20 protein-coding genes and 1 pseudogene are annotated in these 21,100 nt (G+C 74.8%); 10 read left to right on the top strand and 11 right to left on the bottom strand.

The window, feature by feature from the left end; all coding sequences use genetic code 11:
- Positions 1–61: 61 nt before the first annotated feature.
- From KSNIM_RS03610 to tsaA, 6 genes are all read right to left on the bottom strand, one after another.
- Positions 62–304: an amphi-Trp domain-containing protein gene (locus KSNIM_RS03610; RefSeq protein ID WP_263101747.1), complete on the bottom strand. Its 243-nt coding sequence runs from the start codon at positions 302–304 to the stop codon at positions 62–64.
- Positions 301–1,533 (bottom strand): aromatic ring-hydroxylating oxygenase subunit alpha, encoded by a 1,233-nt coding sequence (locus KSNIM_RS03605; RefSeq protein ID WP_263101746.1) that lies wholly within the window; start codon positions 1,531–1,533, stop codon positions 301–303. Before KSNIM_RS03605 ends, KSNIM_RS03610 begins: the two co-directional genes overlap by 4 nt.
- 263 nt (positions 1,534–1,796) lie before the next feature.
- Entirely contained in the window at positions 1,797–2,240 is a 444-nt protein-coding gene (locus KSNIM_RS03600; protein WP_263101745.1) for an SRPBCC family protein, read from the bottom strand.
- Between the two features lie 177 nt (positions 2,241–2,417).
- On the bottom strand, positions 2,418–2,951 hold the full coding sequence (locus KSNIM_RS03595) for a hypothetical protein (protein WP_263101744.1): 534 nt from the start codon (positions 2,949–2,951) through the stop codon (positions 2,418–2,420).
- 191 nt (positions 2,952–3,142) lie between these two features.
- Positions 3,143–4,051: a lytic polysaccharide monooxygenase gene (locus KSNIM_RS03590; protein ID WP_263101743.1), complete on the bottom strand. Its 909-nt coding sequence runs from the start codon at positions 4,049–4,051 to the stop codon at positions 3,143–3,145.
- A 186-nt stretch (positions 4,052–4,237) separates the two neighbouring features.
- A complete protein-coding gene (gene tsaA, locus KSNIM_RS03585) occupies positions 4,238–4,654 on the bottom strand; it encodes a tRNA (N6-threonylcarbamoyladenosine(37)-N6)-methyltransferase TrmO (protein ID WP_263101742.1) in 417 nt (138 codons plus the stop codon).
- A 161-nt stretch (positions 4,655–4,815) separates the two neighbouring features.
- On the opposite strand from tsaA, the gene KSNIM_RS03580 reads away from it, so the two are divergent.
- On the top strand, positions 4,816–5,286 hold the full coding sequence (locus KSNIM_RS03580) for a DUF2871 domain-containing protein (protein ID WP_263101741.1): 471 nt from the start codon (positions 4,816–4,818) through the stop codon (positions 5,284–5,286).
- Positions 5,287–5,362: 76 nt separating this feature from the next.
- On the opposite strand, the gene KSNIM_RS03575 is transcribed toward KSNIM_RS03580, so the two are convergent.
- The gene (locus KSNIM_RS03575) at positions 5,363–7,381 is read right to left on the bottom strand and encodes a discoidin domain-containing protein (protein WP_411543651.1); all 2,019 of its coding nucleotides are present in this window, start codon (positions 7,379–7,381) and stop codon (positions 5,363–5,365) included.
- A 332-nt stretch (positions 7,382–7,713) separates the two neighbouring features.
- On the opposite strand from KSNIM_RS03575, the gene KSNIM_RS03570 reads away from it, so the two are divergent.
- The gene (locus tag KSNIM_RS03570) at positions 7,714–8,103 is read left to right on the top strand and encodes a nuclear transport factor 2 family protein (RefSeq protein WP_263101740.1); all 390 of its coding nucleotides are present in this window, start codon (positions 7,714–7,716) and stop codon (positions 8,101–8,103) included.
- A 42-nt stretch (positions 8,104–8,145) separates the two neighbouring features.
- Here the strand turns inward: KSNIM_RS03570 and KSNIM_RS03565 are convergent, their stop codons facing one another.
- Positions 8,146–8,643, bottom strand: a complete 498-nt coding sequence (locus KSNIM_RS03565; RefSeq protein ID WP_263101739.1) for a hypothetical protein — start codon at positions 8,641–8,643, stop codon at positions 8,146–8,148.
- A 293-nt stretch (positions 8,644–8,936) separates the two neighbouring features.
- Between KSNIM_RS03565 and KSNIM_RS03560 the strand changes: the two genes are divergently transcribed.
- Positions 8,937–10,145, top strand: a complete 1,209-nt coding sequence (locus KSNIM_RS03560; RefSeq protein WP_263101738.1) for an MFS transporter — start codon at positions 8,937–8,939, stop codon at positions 10,143–10,145.
- Between the two features lie 365 nt (positions 10,146–10,510).
- On the opposite strand, the gene KSNIM_RS03555 is transcribed toward KSNIM_RS03560, so the two are convergent.
- Entirely contained in the window at positions 10,511–11,281 is a 771-nt protein-coding gene (locus KSNIM_RS03555; RefSeq protein ID WP_263101737.1) for an alpha/beta fold hydrolase, read from the bottom strand.
- Between the two features lie 61 nt (positions 11,282–11,342).
- Here KSNIM_RS03555 and KSNIM_RS03550 point away from each other — a divergent pair, with 61 nt between their 5' ends.
- Positions 11,343–11,762: a MarR family winged helix-turn-helix transcriptional regulator gene (locus tag KSNIM_RS03550; protein ID WP_263101736.1), complete on the top strand. Its 420-nt coding sequence runs from the start codon at positions 11,343–11,345 to the stop codon at positions 11,760–11,762.
- 49 nt (positions 11,763–11,811) lie between these two features.
- Here the strand turns inward: KSNIM_RS03550 and paaK are convergent, their stop codons facing one another.
- Positions 11,812–13,161: a phenylacetate--CoA ligase PaaK gene (gene paaK, locus KSNIM_RS03545; protein ID WP_263101735.1), complete on the bottom strand. Its 1,350-nt coding sequence runs from the start codon at positions 13,159–13,161 to the stop codon at positions 11,812–11,814.
- Positions 13,162–13,513: 352 nt separating this feature from the next.
- Here paaK and KSNIM_RS03540 point away from each other — a divergent pair, with 352 nt between their 5' ends.
- The 6 genes from KSNIM_RS03540 to lysA all read left to right on the top strand — a co-directional run bounded on the left by KSNIM_RS03540 (position 13,514) and on the right by lysA (position 20,258).
- A complete protein-coding gene (locus KSNIM_RS03540) occupies positions 13,514–14,689 on the top strand; it encodes an FHA domain-containing protein (RefSeq protein ID WP_263101734.1) in 1,176 nt (391 codons plus the stop codon).
- Positions 14,690–14,852: 163 nt separating this feature from the next.
- A complete protein-coding gene (locus KSNIM_RS03535; RefSeq protein WP_263101733.1) occupies positions 14,853–17,732 on the top strand; it encodes a serine/threonine-protein kinase in 2,880 nt (959 codons plus the stop codon).
- 201 nt (positions 17,733–17,933) lie between these two features.
- Positions 17,934–18,119, top strand: a complete 186-nt coding sequence (locus KSNIM_RS03530; RefSeq protein ID WP_263101732.1) for a hypothetical protein — start codon at positions 17,934–17,936, stop codon at positions 18,117–18,119.
- 44 nt (positions 18,120–18,163) lie between these two features.
- Positions 18,164–18,583 carry an SAV_915 family protein gene (locus KSNIM_RS03525; RefSeq protein WP_263101731.1) on the top strand — a complete coding sequence of 140 codons (420 nt, stop codon included), beginning with the start codon at positions 18,164–18,166 and terminating at the stop codon, positions 18,581–18,583.
- Positions 18,577–18,882 carry a hypothetical protein gene (locus KSNIM_RS03520; RefSeq protein WP_263101730.1) on the top strand — a complete coding sequence of 102 codons (306 nt, stop codon included), beginning with the start codon at positions 18,577–18,579 and terminating at the stop codon, positions 18,880–18,882. Before KSNIM_RS03525 ends, KSNIM_RS03520 begins: the two co-directional genes overlap by 7 nt.
- A complete protein-coding gene (lysA, locus tag KSNIM_RS03515; protein WP_263101729.1) occupies positions 18,879–20,258 on the top strand; it encodes a diaminopimelate decarboxylase in 1,380 nt (459 codons plus the stop codon). Before KSNIM_RS03520 ends, lysA begins: the two co-directional genes overlap by 4 nt.
- Positions 20,259–20,266: 8 nt before the next feature.
- On the opposite strand, the pseudogene KSNIM_RS03510 reads toward lysA, so the two are convergent.
- Positions 20,267–20,953 (bottom strand): annotated as a pseudogene (locus KSNIM_RS03510) (transposase); the annotation flags it as partial.
- Positions 20,954–21,100: the final 147 nt, after the last annotated feature.

Genomic DNA, 21,100 nt, shown 5'->3' with positions numbered 1-21,100 from the left:
CCCGCCGGCCCCAACTCGCGTCACCGCAGGCGGGATCGGACCCTGCGGCGCTCCGGTCCGCTCAGCCCTCCCCGTTCTCCCCGGTCGACCACTTGAGCTCGATCTCCACCTCGATCTCGCCCTCGCCCGCCTCCACCTCCAGCTCGGTGCGCAGCTCGTCGGGCACGCGGAGCGTCAGCACCCCGGGGCCGAGCTCCAGCTCGGCCGAACCGCCGTGGCGCAGTGCGGCCGCCAGTGCCTCCAGTTGCGCCGCTGCCTCGATCCGCGACAGCGAACGCTTCTGCTCGAACTTCAGGTCCTTCACGGCTGCCTCCGATCGGCCGGCTGCGGTTCGGCGGACGCCTCGGCGCGGCCGTCGCCGGCACCGGCGGCGGAGCCGTTGGCGGACGGCGCCCCGCCGGCGCCCGCCTCCTGCTGCGCCGACAGCGGCACCCCGTTGCTGCGCAGCACGTCGCGGACGTCCAGGATGAGCGGGAACACCTCGTGGTTGCGGTCCTCGCCCTGCTCGTCCCAGGCCCGCTGTTCGGCCTCGACCGCCATCCGGTCCTGGGCGAAGACGCGCTCGGTGAACCGCCGGATGAACGGCCAGGCCACGTGCAGCGCCCCCGGGACGGGCGGCTTCGCGATCATCAGCAGACCGTAGGCGTGGTTGGTGCGCTGCTCCGCGTCCTCCGGCACGTACGCCGCCCAGAGCGAGAACGCCGGGAGTTCGGCGTCCTCCGGCACGTCGTGCAGCGTCTGGTACGGGTACTCGGTGCGGATGGTGATGACGTCCGGGCGCTCCTTGCCGCCGAGGCCCTCCGCGGAGAGCAGGCCCGCGCCGCGGTCCTTCCGGCCGCCGGCCGGCACGAAGAGGTAGCGGGCCTCCACGAAGCGCGGCCCGGTCTCGTAGCCGAGCAGTTCGGGCTTGATCCGGCCCAGCACGCCGCGGTGCAGGAACTGGTGGTTCATGTCGAGCAGGTTCTCGTGCATGAACGAGTAGTGGCACTTCACCGTGCGGGAGAAGGTCATCGTCCGGTGCGTGGGCGAGCCGAACTCCGGCAGCACCGGGAACGGTGCCGACTCGGCCTTCTCCGGATCGCCGGGGAAGACGAACACCAGCCCGAAGGCCTCCCGCACCGGGAACGACCGGACGCCGCGCGGCGGCCGCTCGCAGCCCTTCGGCAGGTACGGGATCTGCGAGATGCGGCCGTTCCCGCGGTAGGCCCAGGCGTGGTAGCAGCAGCGCAGGATGTCGTCCTCCACCACGCCCATGCTGAGCGGCACCTGGCGGTGCGCGCAGCGGTCCTCCAGCGCGTACACCCTGCCGCTCCGGCCGCGGTACAGCGCGATCCGCTCGCCCGCGAAGACGGCGGCGAAGGTGCGCTGCGGCCGGACCTTCCGCGACACGGCCACCGGGTACCAGTGGTCCGGGTGGATGCCGATCCGCCGGAGGTCCGTGACCGCCTCTGTGCGGTGGCCGTCCGGCCGGGCCGCGGCGGGCGCCGCTCCGGCGGCGAGCTGCCCGTCGACTCCGGGTCGGGCCTCGGTCATGTCCTGCTCCCTTGCGCTCGGGCCGGCAGGGCGCCTCACGGACGCGGAGGTCGGGGAGGCGCGCGCACGGACCGGCCGGCGTGCTCGGCGCGGAGCCCCTCCGGCGGTGATCCGCCGGACCCGGGGCCGTCCCGACGGCCCTGGCGGCGCTCCACCTTCCCACGGTGGCCGGAGCCCGCCGGGACGGCAACTGCGGCGGTGTGCCGACCGGTTGCCCCGGCGGGGCGGCCACGCCGCCCCGGGCCGCGGCGGACCGCGGGGCGTCAGGAGTGCTCGACCGCGCTCTTGATCCGCTCGCCGAAGGCCGGCGCGTCCTTGCGGGCGGCGTGCAGGGCCGGGCCGAGCAGCAGCTTGCCGAGGCCGTGGCCCTCCAGCTCGTTGAAGATCCGCACCCTGGTCCGGCCGTCCGGCAGCGCTTCGAGGTCGTAGCCGCCCTCGGCGGTGATGAGGTTCTTGCTCTGCTCGGCCCACCGGACCGTGCTGGGTGCCTCCAACCGGGTGATGCGGAACTCGCGTGCGGTCTTCATCCCGGCGTCCTTCACCGTGCTGCGGAAGACCGTGCCGACGGCGGTCGGCCCGTCCGGCGACTTGGTGATCCGCTGGACCCGCGGGCTGAACTCCGGGTCGTGCCGGCCGTCCGCCAGATAGGCGAAGACCTGGTCCACCGGCCGGTCGATCTCGACGGTCGCCTCGAACTGTCCGGACATGTCCGCTCCTCGCTGGGCGTGGGGGCGTGGTACGGCCAGGATTCCAGAGGTGCCGGGCCGCTGCCTCCCCACGGCCCGCGGTGGCGGGCGCCGTGCCGCCGGCCCGGTCACCGGGTTGCCGGAGTGGCGCGGGCGACCGACAATCCGGCCGGGCGCCTCCGCCCGCCCGGCGGTCCGTCAGCCGACCGCCCTCGCGTAGGCCTGCGCCTGCTCCGGCGTCAGCAGGTGCGAGACCCGGACGACGACCACGCCCGAGCGGTAGACGTAGTCGGGCCGGGCGCCACCGCCGGTGGACTGCGGCCGGCCGGCCAGGTCACCGGCCCGCGCCTCGGCGTCCTCCGGGGCCGCGAAGACCTCGACGGCACCGCCGTAGGAGACGGCGTCGCGCCGGTGCCCGGCGGCCTCCTCCTTGGCCAGTGGGCTGTTCGACACCCGGGTGTCGTCGAAGGCGGCCTTCGACGTGTACTGCCGGGGCCGGCCGAGCAGCCCGTCCGGGTCGTCGGCGCCGCTGTACGTGGCGGTCAGCTTCACCGGCAGTCCGGTGGCGAGCAGGCGCTTGGTGACGGCGGCGGCGTCGCCGACCGCCCAGGTCGGACCGGAGGCCGGAGCCGCGCCGGGCCCGGCGGACGAGGCCCCCGGACCGGGGTCGGCGCACGCGGTCGCGGCCGCGAGGACGGCGGTGCAGACGAGGGCGGTGGTGCGGACGCGCATGGGCTCCCCAGGGACGGCGGTGCGAGGCGCGCCGACGCTATCGCCGCCGTAGGCCGGGCGGCCCGGTGCGTTGCGGAGCTGTGATCCGCCCGACTCCCGATCAACACCGGTCCGGGGTGGCGGAGTTGTCCCAAGAAGTGCCCTGCCGGGCCGGACGCGCGGTGCGTGTCCGGCCCGGCAGAGGTGACCGGTCAGACGGCGGCGGCCACCGTCCGGGTGCGCCGGTACAGGTAGACCCCGGACGCGCCGGCCGAGACCAGCGACAGACCCACCACGCCCAGCAGCACGGCCGAGGAGGCCGAACCGCCGGCCAGCGGGGCCGGGGCCGCCGCGAGCTCCGCGGTCGCCGCGGCCGCCGCCGCGCCGTGGTCGTGGTAGCTCACGGTGGACTTGGACGCGTCGGCGACGAGCTGCTGCTCGGTCGGCGTGCCGGGCGCGACCGGGGCCGCGAGGCCGGCCGCGGCCGCCGAACCGCCGAAGTCGACGTCCGAGCAGCCGTAGAACGCCTCCGGGCTGTCGGTGCGCTGCCAGACCAGGTACACCAGCTGGCGGCCGGTGCGGCCGGGCAGCGTGCCGTTGAAGGTGTAGTAGCCGTTGGTCGCCGTCCGCCCGGTGGCGTACTGGGCGACCGGGTTGGCCAGGTCGAGGTCCGACCACCTGAGCGGCTGGGTCGGGTTGTAGCCGCTCTTGGTGATGTAGAGCGTCATGACGCCCTGGTGCGGGGCGGTGACGCGGAAGTTGAAGGTGTTGCTGCCCGCGGTGACGGAGGTCGCCGGCCAGTCGGTGCGGGCCATGTCGAGCGCCTTGTACTTGTCGCGGTTGGCCGAGCACAGCTTGCCGTCCGGGATGATCTGCTGGCTGCGCCCGTTGGCGTCGGCGATGTTGACCTCGTTCCAGTCGTACAGCGGCTGGGTCCCGCTCATCGCGACGAGGTCCTTGCAGACCTGGGACTGGGGGTGCTCGGGGCCCTCGGCGTAGCAGGCCGCCACCCGGCTGGTGGGGCCGAACAGTGAGCCGTGCGCGCCGGCCGTGCCGGCGGTCGCGGCCAGCGCGCCGGCCGTCAGGACGCCGGCGGCGAGGACTCTGCGGGTCCAGGACATGGTTCTCCTCGTACGGATTCGGGCCGGTTGTGGGGGAGAGGTGCGAACCCGGGGAGCCTGCGGGCGCGGCGGTGCGGACCCGACGCACCGTCAGCCGCCTGGAGCCTACGATTGGCCTATACCAATTGGCAAGAGGTCGGTGAGGCAGCGGAGTTGGTCGTGAGCCGGCGTCGGCCGGCATGTGGCTCAGCGTTCGGCGGAGCCGGGGAGGACCGGCTTGACGTCCAGGACCGGGGTGCCGTCCAGGGCCTCCAGGTCGCTGACACGCAGGCGCAGCCCCTCGACGGCGAGGATCGTGACGCGGTGCAGCCCGATGGGATTGGGGCGGTCCGGGGAGCGGGTGGCGAAGACGCCGGTCTCCGGGCGGGCGAGGTCGCCGCGCGGGTGCACGGCGAGCACCCCGCGGTCGGCGCGGTCGAGCCAGGTCAGCAGCAGGACCTCCTGGCCCGCCGCCAGTTCGCGCAGGCCCCGGGCCACCTCCGGCTCGAAGACCAGCCAGGCGTCCGGGCCGCCCTCGTCGCCCTGCTTCGGGGCCTCGGCCCGGGTCCGCAGCGGCGACTCCACCCGGCCGATCACCCGCACCGTGAACCCCGTGTCCGCCATGCGGCGAGCCTACGCCCCGGCCTGCCGGTCGCGGGGGAGGGCGGGGTGCGGCGGCGAGCCGGAGGTGACGGGATCTTTACCGACGATCCGGTTGATGGATCATCAGAGTCCGGGTGAGGGTGGGGCGTCAAGAAGCCGACGCGGACCGGAGGCGAGCACGTATGCGGAGTATCCTCAACACAGCGCACATCTACATGATCCTCGGCGTGGTCAGCGGCCTGTACTACCGCGAGCTCACCAAGGCCGAGGACTTCGTCGGAGACTCCCAACTCGGCGTCGTCCACACCCATCTGCTCGCCCTCGGGATGCTCTTCTTCCTGATCGTGCTGGTGCTGGAGAAGCAGTTCGGGCTGACCGGCAGCAGACTCTTCCCGTGGTTCTTCTGGATCTACAACGCGGGCCTCGCGCTGACCGTCGGCATGATGGCCGTGCACGGCACGCTGACCGTGCTCGGCCACGAGAGCGGCGCGGCGATCGCCGGGATCGCCGGCCTCGGGCACATCCTGCTGACCGCCGGGCTCGTCCTGCTCTTCGTCTGCCTCGGCAGGCGCCTCCCGACCGGCTCCGGGGCGGACCCGGCCGCCGCGGAGGAGCCGGCCGCGGCGGCGCAGGTGCAGCCCCCGGCGGCCTGACCGGGACCCTTTCCGCCGAACGTGGTGGGGCCGGCGTCCGTCCGGACGCCGGCCCCGCTCGTCGCTGCCGGCCCCGTCAGGGACCGAAGACGCCGACCTCGTACAGCGAGTAGCCCCAGCCGGTGGCGCGCTTGACGCCGTGCACCCGCACGTAGCGGGCCGGGGCCGGGTCGAAGAAGGCGGTGTCGATGCCGCCGTTGCCGGCGGCGGTCGACCAGGCGGTGCGCCAGGCGCCGCCGTCCGCCGACAGCTCGATGCGGTACTCCCTGCCGTAGGCGCGCTCCCAGTCGAGGGTGACCCGGTTCACCGTCCGCACCGAACCGAGGTCCACCTGCAGCCACTGGTCGTCGCTCCAGCCGCTCGCCCAGCGGGTGCCGCGGTTGCCGTCCACCGCCCGGTCGGGCTTGTAGCTGGTGAACAGGGCCCACTCGGAGGAACTGGCAGCGGCGGGCCGGCCCGCGGCGAGGTCGGTGCCCGCGCGGTGGCCCTCCGTGGCCTTCCAGGTGTCCAGGTAGGACTGGGCCCCGTGCATCAGGTCGTCGACCACGTCCTGGCCGCCGCTGAGTCGCATCTGCTCGATCCAGTCCGGCACGAGGCCGTCGTGCGCCATGCCGTCCTTGTTGAAGTCCCAGGTGCGGTCGCCGGTGACCTGCCGGTCGATCAGCGAACCGCCGTCGGCGCTGCGGAAGGGGTAGTGCACCGCATTGGGGGCGTCCTCGCCGACCGGGCCCGGCCAGCCGCCGACCCCGTTCAGGTCCGTGCCGTAGCCGTAGCCGACGTGGTAGCGGTCGCGCAGCGCCTCCGTACGGTGCGCTTCGGCGACGAAGCCCTCCGCGGAGTGCGCGTACTGCGCGGCGAACCCGCCGAGGCGGTACAGCCGCTCCGTCCACTGCAGGTCCATCCAGCTGTGGCTGGAGATCACGCCCGGGTACGCCTCGGACTCCAGCAACTCGAAGGCCCGGTCAGCCGCCTTCACGCTCATGTGGTCGACCTCCAGCATCATGTGACGCTGCATCATGCCGCGGACGGCGTACTCGCCGAGTCGGGTGAGGCCGCGGGTGTTGCACTGGGCGTCGCCCGCGTAGGTCGGGATCCGGACGCCCTCCGGCAGCAGGGACGCCGCCTGCGCGGTCGGCAGGCCGATCGGGTTGTCGTGCTGCGGGCCGGCGCACTTCTCGGTCTTCCAGAACGTGCCGGTCGACAGGAACTGCCCGGCGTTGACCGCGACACCGATCGTGCCCTCGTCGAACCGGACACCGCAGAGCGCGTTGTCGAACTTGTGGCACAGGAACATGCTGCGCACACCGAGCCTGTACAGCTCGTCGAGGCCGCGGTCGATGTCGCCCTCGTTGCACTGGGCGATGTCCAGGATCTGCTTGCAGCCGAACGGCTCCGAGGTCTCCACGCCGAGGACGACCGCCAGCTTGCCCTGCTCGATCACCTGGCGCGCCTGGGCGCTGTCGGTGACGATCCGGAACCAGCCCTTGCCCGGCCCGCCGTACATCCGGTCGACGTACGCCTGCAGGTCGTAGCTCTTCTGCGCCTCCAGCCGGATGGCCGTCATCTCGTCGCAGCTGCGGTCCTTGAACGGGTAGATGGAGCACAGCAGCCCGTTGGTGACGAGGTCGTTGACCAGGACGCGCTGGCCGCCGCGCCAGGCGCGCTCCACCCAGGCGTAGTAGTTCTGCTGGTGGCTCAGCGAGTCGTGTGCCGGCCAGTCCTTGAAGGTCGGCCAGCCGACCGGGTCGTGGTGGCCGTCGGCGCCGCCGGTGACGTTCTCGAACAGGGCGAGCGCACCGTCGGGATAGTGCTCCGGGCAGTCCTTGAGCGCGTCCGCCGCGCCCTTCTCGGAGAAGGTCGCGCCGCAGATGATGCGGCCGCCGAAACCCTCGTTGGACATCAGGTGGTTGTGCGCGTCCACGAAGCCGCGGACCTTGCCGTCGGCGTCGGTGCCGGTGAACGGCGCTCCCGTCACGTTGATCTGCGAGTCGGGCGCGGGGCGGGCCGCGGGCTCCCACCAGCCGTCCGCGGCGCGGGCCGCGGGGCCTTGCACGGCGCCGAAGGCGCCGGCGGTGAGGGCGAGAAGCAGCGCCACGAGGGTGGTGGTTGCGCGGCTTCTGCGGCGGTGATGCGTGGTCAAGAGATCGCACCTCGCTTCATCGGGAGGCGGTGGGGGGATTTGTACTGCGCATGCCGTGCTGGATCCACCCGAGAATCGCGAGCGGCAAAGGATGCGTCAAGGCTCCGGGACGAATTCGCTACTGACCGGTAAACGGACGGATTTCCGTCGGGGCGGCGGCCGGTGGCCGGCCCGGCCGTCATGGTGTTGCTGACACCGGTATCAACACCACCGCTCTGACGGCGCAGGGGCGGCCGCGCGGCGGCCTAGGGTCGGGACAGGACGAACTGCCAGCGGGAGGAGCCGGAATGGCGGAGAACAGCGGACACGCACAGGTCGCGGAGCGGTTCCTGGCCGCGTTCCGGGCGCGCGACGAGACGGCGCTGCGGGCACTGCTGGCCGAGTCCGTCGCCTGGTCGATGCCGGGCAGCGGAACGATCTCCGGCACCGTGCACGGACGGGACGCCGCCGTGGCGCGCGCCTGGGAGATCGCCGGACGCGGCGTCCGCACCGAACTGCTCCACGTCCTCGTCGGACAGCTCGGCGTCGCCCTCTCGCTCCACAACACCGCCCGCGCGGCCGACGGCCGCGAACTCGACGAACACCTCGCAACCGTTCTCACCGTGCAGGACGGCCTGATCACCGCGATCGACAGCTACCTCTCGGACGTCGACGGCATGAGCGCCTTCTTCGCCTGAGCGGGGCCGCCCGGGTGCGCAGGCCCCGCAGCCGGGCCGACTTCAGGCGAAGGCGGTCTCGGCGAAGCAGAGTCCTCCGCGCTCACCGTGCGAGAGGGCGAGCCGCGGCGCGTGTCGGGGTGCCTGCCGCAGGTACTGCCGGAAGCCCGTGGCGCGGAACGTGAGCTCGAAGAAGTGGCCCTCGATGTGCCACTGCGGGCCGCCGCGGTCGTCCTCCGGGGTCGAGCGTCGCAGCTGGTCGATGTCGAGACTCAGGGCCGTTCCCTTGAAGGCGAGGTCGCCCTCGATATCCCAGACATCCTCGAACACCAGCGTGGAGGGCGCGATCCAGAAGCTGAAGTGCTTCTCCGGCGCGACGGGATGCACCCACTTGATGATGTAGTCGATGTCGAGCACCAGCCGTGGCAGTGAGTCGGCGGAGTCGCCCGGCTGCACGCAGAGACCGTGGATGGTGACGTAGTGCCATCCCATGTCGTCGAAGTCGGCGTCGCTCCAGATGCTCTTCGTCAGACCGGATTCCGCGTGGGTGCCTGTGCTCATGGCGGCATCCAACCAGAACCCGGCGGGCGAGCGCGTGAGGGCTCGACCGGGTCGGCGCACCAGAACGTCGATCACTGCGCACCGTGCCGCCGTCCGCCACGGGTACGGCGGCGGGGGAGCCCGGTTCGGTGAAGGCGGTGGTGGCCGGGTGGGGGTGGTCGTAGGATCCCGGCATGGACATCTCCGGGCCGCACTGACAGGTCGACCGCGGCCGCCCCTCGCCCCCTCCACGGGTGAGACCGGGCGGCGATCCGTCGACCCGTCATGTCCGCTTCCCGTACCGGAGATCACCCGTGTCCCGATCCTTCCGGGGCAGCGCCGGCTATCGCGCTGTCCTCTCCCTTCCGCATGCCCGTGCACCGTTCGCCGCAGCGCTCCTCGCCCGGCTGAGCTACGGCGTCCTCCCGTTGCCGCTGCTGCTCGCGCTCCGCGACGGCACCGGCTCGTACGCGGCGGCCGGTTCGGCCGCCGGCGTGTTCGGCCTGGTCTCGGCGCTGCTCGGCCCGGCCCGGGCCCGGCTGGTGTCCCGCCGGCCCGCCGCACTGATGGTCCTGACGTGCTGTTACACCCTGCTGCTGCTGGTGCTGGCGGCCGGTGCGGCGGCAGGTCTGCCGGCCTGGGCGGCCGTGCCGCTGGCCGCGGCGGTCGGCGTCTTCCCGCCGCCCGTGGGGCCGCTGATGCGCACGGTCTGGGGCGAGCTGACCGACGGCGAGGAGCAGCGGCGGTGCGCGCTGAGCCTGGACACCGTGGCCGAGTCGACGATCTTCGCCGGCGGGCCGGTGCTGGGCGGTCTGCTGGCGGCCCGCACCACCGCGCCCTGGGCGCTCGCCGGCTGCGCCCTCCTCGCCCTGACCGGCTTCGCCGCGTTCGCCCGGGCGCTGCGGGGCCGGCCGGCGGCCGGACCGGCGGACGCTGGCGCGGGCGGCCGGGTCCTCGGTCCGCTGCGGGTGCCCGGATTCGCGCCGCTGCTGGCGGTGGTGCTCGCCGTGGCGGCCGCGCTCGCGGTCGACGAACTCGTGGTGGTCGCCGCCTGGGGTGCCGGTGCGGCCGGGCCCCTGCTCGCGCTGTTCTCGGTGGGCGGCGCGGTCGGCGGCCTGGTGTACGGGCGGCTGGCCTGGCGGGCCGCTCCCGGATGGCGGCTGCTGCTCCTCGCCGCCGCGGCGACCGTCTGCTACGGGCTGCCGGCCGTGCTGTTCGCGCCGCCCGGCGCCGCGCTCGGACTGTTCCTGGCGGGTGCCTGCACGGACGCACTGCTGGTCACCGGCTACCTGCTGGTCGAGGACCTGGTGCCGCCCGGCGCCCGGACGGAGGCCGGGGCTTGGGTGAACACCGCGTACAACCTGGGCGGCGCCCTGGGCTCTGCCGGCGGTGGCCTGCTGGCGGACCGGGCCGCCCCGGCGGCGGGGTTCACCGCGGCGGCGGTGTTCCTGGGTGCGGTCACCGCCCTCGTCGCGCTCCGGCCCGCGCGTCTGCGCGGCCGCGCCGAACCGGCGGCGGTGTAGCGCTCCGGGCCTCGGGTGTGGGCGGGGGCCGTTCGGGAAGGAGTGGGGCAACGGCCGGCCCCGGCGAACGTGCCGGGGCGGTGAGGAGTGTCCGGTGGACGGCGACCGCGCGGGAACGGCGAGTCCGCCCCCGAGGCCGCACTTCGTGCGGGCGGGCGGTGATGGGTCTCCGCCGTCCCGGTTCCGGCGGCTGTTGGCGGACCTGGCCGGGCGGTTCTGCGCCGACCGGCGGGCCGGTGGCGGTGCGGACATGGGTGCGGATCCGGCGGGTGTGCACCCGTTCACCGGCTTCAACGCCAATGGCCGGGAGCACTCCGGCGGCGCCGGCTGACCGTGGTGGCCGCGCCCCGGCCGGGCGCGGCCGGTCAGGAGAGGTGGGCGTCGAGGAGGGCGAAGGTGGCCTCGGGCTGCTCGATGTGGGGGAGGTGGCCGGCGGCGGGGACGAGGGCGAGGCGGCCGTCGGCGAAGGCGCGGGCGTACGCGGCGCCGTACGCGGGGGTGACGATCCGGTCGCTCTCGCCCCAGATCAGCAGGGCCGGCACCTCGACCCGGCCGAGCCGGCCGAGCAGCCGGGGATCGTGCATGTAGGGGTCGCCGGCGAGGGCCCGCATGGTGGCGGTGTTGCCGTGGCGGCGGGCGAGTTCGGCGGCGGGCAGCCCGGCGGGGTCGACGTGGTACCGCTCGGCGTCGTGCCAGGCGTGCTCGGCGAGGCCGCGGGCGTCGAGGGTGAGGACGTCGCGGATCGGCTCGCCGTCGACGTGCACACCGACGGCGTTGATCAGGACCAGGCCGCCGACCGTTCCGGCGGTGTCCCGGACGGCCATCTCGGCGGCGATCCAACCGCCGAGGGAGGAGCCGACCACCAGGACGTCCGTCAGCCCGCGGTCGTGCAGCAGGCGCAGGTAGACGAGGGCGAGGTCGGCGATGCCGGTGAGCCGGTCGGGCCGGTGGGTGCCGTCCCAGCCGGGGTGCACGGGGGTGAGGGTGTGCATGGTGCGGGCGAGGTGGGCCGAGAGGCCCGCCACGGTGGCCGGCCCGCCGCCGCCGTGGAGGACGAGGGCGGGGCGGCCCGCTCCGCTCTCGGAGAGGGTGATGGTCAGATCGTCGTGGAGCGCGACTGCGCGGTCGGTGGTCATGGGCCGAGCATAACTAAGGATGCTTATATAAGCTAGCTTGGTCATGGCTTAGGATCGGCCCATGCACAGTCAGCTGCAGGTTCTCGGCAGAGCGGTCAAGCAGGTCCAGTACCGCCAGCACCGGGCGCTGGAGACCGGACTCGCCGCCGTCGGCACCACCCTCGCGCAGTGGGACGCGCTGCGCGCCGTCGGCCGGCTGCCCGGCGCCTCGGCCCGCACCCTCGCCGCCGAGACCTTCCAGACCGAGCAGGCCTTCGGCACCCTCGCCGGCCGCCTCGTCGCCCAGGGCCTGATCGAGCGGACCCCAGGGCACGGCCGGCGCATCGAACACCGGTTGACGCCCGCCGGCGAGCGGATGCTGGAGGCCGGCCACGCCGTCGCCGAGGAAGTGCTCGCCGAGTGCTACGCGGGGCTGCCGGCCGCCGACCGCGCCGCCCTGCTCGGCCTGCTCCACCGGGTGCTGGGGGAGGAGCCCGCCTGACGGTCCGTCGGTCGGGGACGGCCGGGGCGGCGGTGCGCCCGCGGGTGGGTCAGCGGTTGCGCGCGTCGACGACGCGACGGAGCTTGCCGACGGAGCGCTCCAGGGTGTCCGGCGGCACGATCTCCACGGCGACGCTCACCCCCACGCCGTCCTTGACGCCCGCGGCGATGGCGGCGGCCGCAGCCTCGCGCTGCTCGGGGGTGGCGTCCGGGCGGCACTCCACGCGCACGGCCATGTGGTCCATCCGGCCGCGTCTGGTCAGCTCCAGCTGGAAGTGCGGCGCCACCGCCGGGGTGCGCAGCACGATCTCCTCGATCTGGGTCGGGAAGACGTTGACCCCGCGCAGGATGATCATGTCGTCGGAGCGGCCGGTGACCTTCTCCATCCGGCGGAACGCCGGGCGGGCGGTGCCGGGCAGCAGCCGGGTCAGGTCGCGGGTGCGGTAGCGGATGACGGGCATCGCCTCCTTCGTGAGGGAGGTGAAGACGAGCTCGCCGCTCTCGCCGTCGGGCAGGCTCTCGTCGGAGAGCGGGTCGACCACCTCGGGGTAGAAGTGGTCCTCCCAGACGTGCAGGCCGTCCTTGGTCTCCACGCACTCGGCGGAGACGCCGGGACCGATCACCTCGGACAGCCCGTAGATGTCGACCGCGTGCAGGTCGAGGCGCTCCTCGATCTCGCGCCGCATCTCCTCCGTCCACGGCTCGGCGCCGAAGATGCCGACCCGCAGCGAGGTGCTGCGCGGGTCGACGCCCTGCCGCTCGAACTCGTCGAGCAGGGTGAGCATGTACGAGGGGGTGACCATGATGATCTCGGGTTCGAAGTCCCGGATGATCTGCACCTGGCGGGCCGTCATGCCGCCGGAGGCCGGGATCACCGTGCAGCCGGCCCGTTCGGCGCCGTAGTGCGCGCCGAGGCCACCCGTGAACAGCCCGTAGCCGTAGGCGATGTGCACCTTATGGCCGGGGCGGCCGCCGGCCGCGCGGATCGAGCGGGCGACCACGTCCGCCCAGACCGACAGGTCGTTCTCGGTGTAGCCGACCACGGTCGGGCGGCCGGTGGTGCCACTGGAGGCGTGCACCCGCCGGACGTCCGCCATCGGCACGGCGAACATCCCGAACGGGTAGTTGTCCCGCAGGTCGGCCTTGGTGGTGAAGGGGAAGCGTGCCAGGTCCGCCAGGGCGCGGCAGTCCTCGGGGCGGACGCCGGCGGCGTCGAAGGAGCGGCGGTAGAACTCGACGTTCGCGTACGCGTGCCGCAGGGTCTGCCGGAGCCTGCGGAGCTGGAGCTCGGCCAGTTCCTGCCGGTCGAGGAGCTCGCCGGCGTCCCGCAGTCCGGCGGGCAGTGGCTCGCCGAGGCGGTGCGCCCCGTGCCTGTGGTGCTCCGTGCCGCCGCCGCTCATCACGCCTCCAGCCCCAATGCCCACCGACCGTTCGGTCGGCGCCGGAGATCCCAGTAATCCAGCCGTGGACCGGCATGTCAAGGGCCGTCCGCAGCCCGGACGGCCGTCCGGGAGCCCGCTCGGTCGTGCACCCGGCGGCCCCGCCGGAACCCGCCCCTCCCTATGCCCTGCGCAGGCCTTCCGCGTTGCCTTCCGCAGCCGTTCGGCCGGGCCTCCGCAGGCCCTCGGGAGCGGGCCCTACCACCCCGGCGGGTCCCCGGGCCCGAATTGCCGGAGAAACGGCATACCGGGCCGCGGGAATCGCTAGCCTCTACTGCTGTACGGGGCGGGCCGGCTGCATGGGGTGACGGGCGTGGCGAGTGACCTGGCGGCCTTCCGCGGCATGGAGCGCCACCTCCGGGGCGAACCGGACCAGGCCGACTACCTGGTCGACCTCTCCAACATCGTCCGCGAGACCGGGCTCGGCGGCGGCACCCGCCGCTCCCTGGAACGGCTGCGGCTCGTCCTCGCGGCGCTCTGCCGGACCACCGGCGACCCCGACGTCACCGTTCACGCGATCGCCGACAACAGCCTGCTGGACCGCCGCCACGACGATGAGTTCCCCGACCCGGGGGAGGCAGGCCTGCTGCGCGAGTGGCGGGACCGCGGCCTGATCGCCGCCATCGGCAAGGCCGACCCCGACCTGCTCGACCACGCGAAGGTCTTCGGCACCCCGGTCGTCAGCAGCGACAACTTCACCGGCCACCGCGGCGACCACCCCTGGATCCAGGGCGACCGCGAACACTTCCTCACACCGGAGCGCCCCGCGGGCGGCCCCGTCCGGCTGGTCCGGCGGGACATGCGCGTCGTCGCCGACCGGGAGATCTCCCGCGAGGGCGAACGCGACGACCTCAAGGCACGCAACCTGATGGTCGGGGGCCGTCCCCGCGCGGACATCCTCGAACGCTCCTGGCGCTGCCCCCGGCAGGGCTGCAACCCGGGCCCGGCGATCCGCGGCGGCAAGGTCGTCTGCCGCAGCCACGGCACGCTGCTCGCCGACGCCGGCCCCCGGCGCCCCCGCCTCCAGCTCAAGATCCTCGTCGACGGGCGGTGCCAGGCCTGGGAGAACCTCGCCGAGGACGAGAGTCGCGAGTTCGCCCTCGGCCGCGGACACCTCGCCCGGATCGATCCCGAACTCCTCGCCGAACGGCGCCGACTGGCCGTCAGCCGGCACCACCTGGTGATCGTCGCTCACCGCGGCACCCTCCGTGTGCTGGACACCAGCAAGGGCCGCAGCCGGATCCGCACCCTGCGGCCCGGTGGCGCAGCCTCGCCCTGGCGGCCTTTGCCGCACCGCGATGACCTGCCCCCGGGCGCCGCCGGCGCCGCCCGGTACGCCGCGTTCGGCCCCGACGAAGAGATCGAGCTGGTACCCGGCGTGGTGCTCCGCCGCAGCGGACAGCGCTGGCCGGGCGAGCGCACCGAGGGAGTCCGGGCCAGACCGCCCAGGCGGCCGCGGCACGACGACGAACTGACCCTGACGGACTGACCCCGACGGGCCGGTCCGGACGACCGAGAAACGGCTGACCGGCACCGGCCGGCCCGGTCGGGGGAGGCCGTGAGGAGACAGGCTTCGAGGGGACAGGCTTCGAGGGGACGAGCCGCGACCGGACGGGACCGGGGCGCGCGGCGGCACGGGCAGAGGGGGGCGAGTGGAGCACCTGCAGGAGGACGATCCCGAACTGATCGGCCCCTACCGGCTGTTCGCGCTGCTCGGCCGGGGCGGCTGGGGGAACGTCTACTTCGCCCGCACCGAGTACGGCCGCGCGGTCGCGCTCAAGACCGTCCGCCCCGACCGGCTCGCCGAGGCCCCCGAGCGGTTCCGCACCCGGTTCGCCCGCGAGGTCCAGGCCGCCCGCGCGGTCGGCTCCGAGTACACCGCCGAGGTCGTCGACGCCGACACCGGCGCCCCCGAACCCTGGTTCGCCGCCCGGTACATCCCCGGCGTCGACCTCGCCGACGCCCTCGACCTGCACGGTGCCCCGCTGCCCCAGCGGACCTGGCGGGTGGTGGCCACCGGACTCACCGACGCCCTGCGGGGCATCCACGCCGCCGGCCTGGTGCACCGCGACCTCAAACTGGCCAACGTCCTGCTCGCCGCCACCGGGCCCGCCGTCATCGACTTCGGCATCGCACGCCACCTCGCCCCCGCCCAGGGCGGCACCCTGACCGCCACCGGCGTCGCGCTGCGCACCACCACCTTCGCCTCGCCCGAGCAGCTCCGCGACGAACGCGTCGGCCCGGCCAGCGACATGTTCGCGCTCGGCCTCGTCCTCGCCTACACCGCCCTCGCCCGGCACCCGTTCGGGCCGGGCTCCGCCATGCAGATCGGCGCGAACATCCTGCAGGGCAGTCCGCAGCTCGACGGCATGCCGCCGGCGCTGGAGCGGATCGTCCGGCCCTGCCTGGAGCCCGAGCCGCAGAACCGCCCGAGCCCGGCGGAGCTCGCCCGTCTGCTGCCCGCGGACACCCAACCGCGGGGCCGGGACTGGCTGCCGCCGGTGCTGCGGGCGGCCGTCGACGAGCGGTCGGCGATCGCCCTCGACCTGGCCGAGCCGATGCGCACCGGGCGGCCGTGGTCGGTGCGGTCCGGGCCGGTCACGCCGACGCCCACGGCCGACGGCCCGCCCGCCGCCGGTGCGCGGGCGCTGCGGGAGCGGAGCCTCGCGTCCGCACCGTCCGGCGGACCGGGGGAGGAGCCGACCACCCTGCCGCCGACCGGTCCGCCGACCGGTCCGCCGACCGGTCCGGCGAAGGCACCGGCCCAGGTACCGGCGCGGGCGGCTGCGGCGCCGGTGAAGGGGCGGCCGGGCACACCCGGGGCGAAGTTCCTGCCGGACGCCGAGGCCGGCGACACCGAGGCGATGCGGCGGCTGGCCGCCGTCCACAAACAGGCCGGCGACCTGGAGGGAGCGCTGACCTGGTTCCTGCGGTCAGCCGAGGGCGGGAACCCCACCGGTGCCCGGGAGGCGGCGCTCCTCGTCGAACAGCGACTGCCGCACCACCGGCCGAAGATCAGGGCGCTGTACCGCCAGGCGGCCGAGGCCGGCGACCTGCACGCCGCCATGAGGCTCGGCGAACTGCTGGAACAGGAGCCCGGCGGGCTGCCCGACGCCCTGCAGTGGTTCGAGCGGGCCGCCGAGCGCAACCATCCGAAGGCCGCCGACGCCGTCCTGCGGGTACGGGCCGCCACGGCCCGGGCGGTGATGCCGCCCGCCGAGCAGGCCGCGCTCCGCCGGCACCGGGCCGCCGCGCTGGACGGCGACAGCAACGCCATGCTGGCGCTGGGCACCTGGTACCACAAGGAGAAGCGGCCGCAGGAAGCGCTGGCCTGGTACTGGCGCGCGGCCGAGGCCGGCCACGCCCACGGCATGCTGCTGACCGCCCAGCTCCTCGCCAAGGACGCCGCGCGGCAGGCCGAGTCGGCGGAGTGGTATCGCCGGGCCGGTGCTGCCGGCAACACCGAGGCGCTGCACGCGATCGGCCGCCGCCTGCGGGAGGAAGGACGGACCGCCGAGGCACTCGACCACCTCCGCCGGGCCGGCGAGCGCGACCACCTCCCGTCGATGGTCGAGGCGGCCGCCCTGCTGGAGAGGACCGGCCAGCGGGCCCGGGCCCATGAGTGGTACGAGCGCGCCGCCGCGAAGGGACACCCCGGCGCGGCCCAGGAAGCCGGACGCCTCCGCGCCGCCCCGGCGCCCGCGGCCGGGAAGGCAGCGCCGCCGAAGGCCGCACCCCAGAAGGCCGCCACGTCGAAGGCGGCGCCGTCGAAGACCACCCCACCGACCACCGCGCCGCCGAAGGCGCCCACGCAACCGGCCGCGCGCCAGAAGGCCGCCGCCGCGCCCGAGGCCACGGCGAAGGCGGTTGCCGCGCCCGCGGAGAAGCCGGCGAAGACGGCCCGCAGCACCACCGACGCGGCCGCCCGGGCCGCCGCGCGGGCGGAGGCCGGCGAGCACGAGCGGAACGGCCGGCTGGAGGACGCCGTCCGCTGCTACACCCAGGCCGAAGCCCTGGGCGACAAGGAGGCCAAGCGCGAGATCGCCCGGCTCTGCCTGAAGCTGCGCGAGCGGACCGACGACCCCGAGGAGCGCCGGAGGCTGCGGAAGCGCGCCGTCAAGCGGTACCGCGAACTGGCCGAGGGCGGCGACCCCAGGGCGCTGCAGGCGATGACCGAGCTCGACACCACCAATAACGAGAAGTGGCAGCGTCAGTCCGCCCTGGCCGGCAGTACCAAGGCCATGCGGGAGGTGGCACGGACCCACCTGGAGGCCGACGGCCCCGGCGACTTCCGCACCGCTCTGGACTGGCTCCGGCGGGCCGGGCAGGCCGGCAACACCGCCGCCGTCATGGACGGCGCCCGGGCGTGCGAGGCCCGTGGTGACCTCCGGGAGGCCATCGACTGGTACCGCTGGGCGGCGGAGAGCGGCCACGAGCGCGCCGCGCGGGAGGCCGACCGCCTGGAGACGAGCCACCCCGGGACGGCCCTCTGGCGCCGGCTGTCCGGCCGGATCCGCCGCACCCTCGGCTGAGGGATCTCCGCGGGCGCGGTGCCGTGCCCCGGTCTGCCCTGTCGCGGAGTGGTGTGGCGTCAGGATCGCGTCAAGGCGGGCCCCGTCCGCGTAGGCCGTGCGTCAAGAACCGGTGCGGCGGGCGGGCGGAGGGCATCCACTGGTGGAGCGGGCCCCGGGCGACCGGGCACCCCGTCCGACCACCGGAAGGAAACACCCGCCGTGACCGACCACCAGGTCCTCGCCACCGTCTCCGCACCGCTGGGCAATCGCCGATCGCTGCACCGGACCGAGGCGCGGGCCACTGCCCTCGTCCCCCCGCCGGCCGCCGCTGCCGACGTCCGGGCAGAGCCCGAGCACGCCCGCACCACCGGGAACTGCCGCGCGGCGCTGCAGTACCTCGACTGACGACACCTCACCGACCGTCCCGACCAGGCACCCGAGGACAAGCGATGACCACCGACACCACCGTGCCCGACGAACCCGAGGAACCAGGCGAACCCGAAGAGCCGGGCGGGACCGGCGCCCACGCCGTCCGTTTCGTGCCCGTCCGGACCGCCGGCCCGGTGCAGGTGCTGCGGCTGTTCCGGCACCGTGACGGCAGCCGCTGCGCGGTCGCCTTCAGCTCCGCCGCCGCCCTGCACACCCTGCTCGGCCCCGACCAGGCGGCGGCCGAGCTCACCGAGCCAGCCCTCCGGGACCTCACCGCCCCGCTCGGCATCGACCGCCTGGTCCTCGACCCCGGACTGGTCGCACCCCACCCCGGCGGCGCCGCACTTCCGGCCGCCCCCACGCTTCCGGTCATCCCCACGCTCCCGCCCGTGCTCCGCGGGCTGCCCGGCGGGGAACGGCCACTGGAGCGGCAGTGGTGACACCCCGTCCGCTGCACGCCGTCGTCCGGCTCTGCCACGGGCCCGCGCCCCTGGACTTCGACCTCCTGACGGCCCGCTGCCCCGCCGTACGCTCGGGCCTCGCCCTGGCCGGCGAGGCCGACCTCGAGCTCCTCCTCGCCTGCACCGGCCCCCGTGAGCTGCACGCCGTCGTCGCGGAACTCCGCCGGGCCGGCGCCACCCGCATCCGGGTCGAGCTGGTGCTCCGCACCCTCGCCCCGGCCGCGGGCCCCACGGCGGCGCCGTCCCCACCCGCCCTCACCAGGAGCACCGCGCCATGACCACGCTGTCCGCCCTCCCGCCCACCGGTCGCCCGCTCGCGGGCCCCCGGCCGGCCGCCGGCCCGGCCGACTCGCCGCCGCTCGGCAGCCCCTGGCCCGCCTCCGCCCGGCCCGGCCCCGACGGCGAGCTGCTGATCGGCGGTGTCGGCCTCGCGGAGGCCGCCGACCGCTTCGGCACCCCGCTGTACGTCCTGGACGAGGCCGAGGTCCGTCGGCGCGCCCGGGCCTGGCGCAGCGCCCTCCCGCACACCGAGGTGCACTACGCCGCCAAGGCCTTCCTGTGCAGCGCGATGGCCGACTGGATCGCCGAGGAGGGCCTCTCACTGGACGTCTGTTCGGCCGGCGAGCTGCGGCTCGCCGCCGCAGCAGGCTTCCCGGCGCAGCGGATCCTGCTGCACGGCAACGCCAAGAGCCCGGAGGAGCTGCGGCTCGCCCGGCGGCTGCGGGTCGGCCGGATCGTCGTCGACAGCCTCTCCGAGATCCCGGGGCTCGCCGCCCTGGCCGTCGCCGACACCCCGCAGCGCGTCCTGCTCCGGGTGGCGCCCGGAATCGCCGCCGGACACCACAGTGCCGTGCAGACCGGCAGCGACGGGCAGAAGTTCGGCTTCCGGATCGCCGGAGGGGACGCCGAGGAGGCGGTCGCCCGCATCCTCGGCCGGCCGGGCCTCGACCTGACCGGGCTGCACTGCCACCTGGGCTCGCAGATCACCGACACCGCGCCCTACCTGCACGCCGTGGACCGGCTGGTCGCCCTGCTGGCGGCGATCCGCGACCGCCACGGCCGCGAACTCCCCGAACTGGACCTCGGCGGCGGCCACGGCATCCGCTACCTGCCCGGGGACGGCGAGCTGGAGCCCGCCCGCTTCGCCGCCGCGGTCGGGACCCGGCTGGCCGAGCGCTGCGCCGCACACGGCCTCGCCGTGCCCCGGTTGATCGTCGAGCCCGGCCGCTCGATCGCCGGACCGGCCGGCGTCGCCGTCTACCGCGTCCTGTCGGTCAAGCACACCGCCAGCGGCCGGCGCTTCGCGGCCGTCGACGGCGGGATGAGCGACAACCCGCGCCCGGCGCTGTACGGCTCCGCCTACCAGGTCCGCCCCGTCGGCCGCAGCAGTACCGGGCCGACCGCCCCGATGGACGTCGTCGGACGGCACTGCGAGGCCGGGGACGTCCTGGTCCGCGGCGCCGCCCTGCCCGCCGACCTGCGGCCGGGCGACCTGCTGGCCGTCCCCGCCGCAGGCGCCTACCAGCTGTCGATGGCCTCCGGCTACAACCTGGTCGGCCGGCCCGCGGTGGCCGCCGTCCGGGACGGGCGGATCCGGCTGCTGATCCGCCGCGAGACCGTCGAGGACTTCCGCGCCCGCGAGGTCGGGCGCTAACTTGATCTTTAACCTGTGCGGCGTGGTCGGGGGCTGCTGACCTGTTGGTTTCTCTTCGTCGGACGCTTTGCGGTGTCCGGTTTGCCGACGGTGTGGACGTCATGGCGTGGGGTCGGCTGGGTGTTCTTGCGGCCGGGTGGCCGTCCCGGTCCCGGACGGCTGGGTTTAGGTGCACCGGCTGGGCAGGCGGCCTTGCCGCGGAGGTGCCGGAATCCTCGCCGGACCCGGGCCGGGGTGAGTTTGTTCGGCGCGGCCGGCTTCTCCCAGGGGTGGCGGAGGTCGGCTGCCAGGGGCCGTGCGAGGCGGAGTTGGGTGTAGGCGGCCAGGATCAGCCAGGTCCAGCGGTCGGCCGCCTCGGGCGCGCGGATCTTCGGGCAGGTCCAGCCCAGGGTCTGCTTGAACAGGCGGAACGTGTGCTCGATGTCGAAGCGACGCAAGAACACCTGCCAGAGCATGTCGGTGTCGGCGGTGGTGGCGTCGGTGCCGGACCACCACAGCCAGACCGGCTTCGGGATGGCGCCGCTGGGCAGGCGGTCGACCTCCAGGCGGATCACGGTGCCCTCGACCACCGGCAGGGCGCCGGTCTGGGCGACCCAGGAGGACCGGTGGGTCAGCCGCGGGTGCAGACGGTCCCAGGACCGGGCGGTCGCGGTGCCGTAGAGGCGGGTCTCGGTGACGGTCCGGGTCTCCGGCGTCGGCGGGGCTCTGGATCGCCGCCGTCTGGCTGATCACCGCCGCCGCCCTCGGCCTCGACCTCGCCCGCGCCCGGCGGACGGCCGCCTCCGGCGGCGCCTGAGGGACCGGCCCCACGGCGAGCGGCGGCCGCACCCCGTGCGGGGTGC

The organism is Kitasatospora sp. DSM 101779 (assembly GCF_025655475.1).
In the GTDB taxonomy this organism is placed as follows: Bacteria; Actinomycetota; Actinomycetes; order Streptomycetales; family Streptomycetaceae; genus Kitasatospora.
This window is presented reverse-complemented; position numbering and strand designations above follow the sequence as displayed.

Bases quoted from the DNA above. Each gene is read 5' to 3' on its own strand.
- KSNIM_RS03605 (WP_263101746.1), bottom strand. From the start codon at position 1,533: ATGACCGAGGCCCGACCCGGAGTCGACGGGCAGCTCGCCGCCGGAGCG.
- KSNIM_RS03600 (WP_263101745.1), bottom strand. From the start codon at position 2,240: ATGTCCGGACAGTTCGAGGCGACCGTCGAGATCGACCGGCCGGTGGAC.
- KSNIM_RS03595 (WP_263101744.1), bottom strand. From the start codon at position 2,951: ATGCGCGTCCGCACCACCGCCCTCGTCTGCACCGCCGTCCTCGCGGCC.
- KSNIM_RS03590 (WP_263101743.1), bottom strand. From the start codon at position 4,051: ATGTCCTGGACCCGCAGAGTCCTCGCCGCCGGCGTCCTGACGGCCGGC.
- tsaA (WP_263101742.1), bottom strand. From the start codon at position 4,654: ATGGCGGACACGGGGTTCACGGTGCGGGTGATCGGCCGGGTGGAGTCG.
- KSNIM_RS03580 (WP_263101741.1), top strand. From the start codon at position 4,816: ATGCGGAGTATCCTCAACACAGCGCACATCTACATGATCCTCGGCGTG.
- KSNIM_RS03570 (WP_263101740.1), top strand. From the start codon at position 7,714: ATGGCGGAGAACAGCGGACACGCACAGGTCGCGGAGCGGTTCCTGGCC.
- KSNIM_RS03565 (WP_263101739.1), bottom strand. From the start codon at position 8,643: ATGAGCACAGGCACCCACGCGGAATCCGGTCTGACGAAGAGCATCTGG.
- KSNIM_RS03555 (WP_263101737.1), bottom strand. From the start codon at position 11,281: ATGACCACCGACCGCGCAGTCGCGCTCCACGACGATCTGACCATCACC.
- KSNIM_RS03550 (WP_263101736.1), top strand. From the start codon at position 11,343: ATGCACAGTCAGCTGCAGGTTCTCGGCAGAGCGGTCAAGCAGGTCCAG.
- paaK (WP_263101735.1), bottom strand. From the start codon at position 13,161: ATGAGCGGCGGCGGCACGGAGCACCACAGGCACGGGGCGCACCGCCTC.
- KSNIM_RS03525 (WP_263101731.1), top strand. From the start codon at position 18,164: ATGACCACCGACACCACCGTGCCCGACGAACCCGAGGAACCAGGCGAA.
- lysA (WP_263101729.1), top strand. From the start codon at position 18,879: ATGACCACGCTGTCCGCCCTCCCGCCCACCGGTCGCCCGCTCGCGGGC.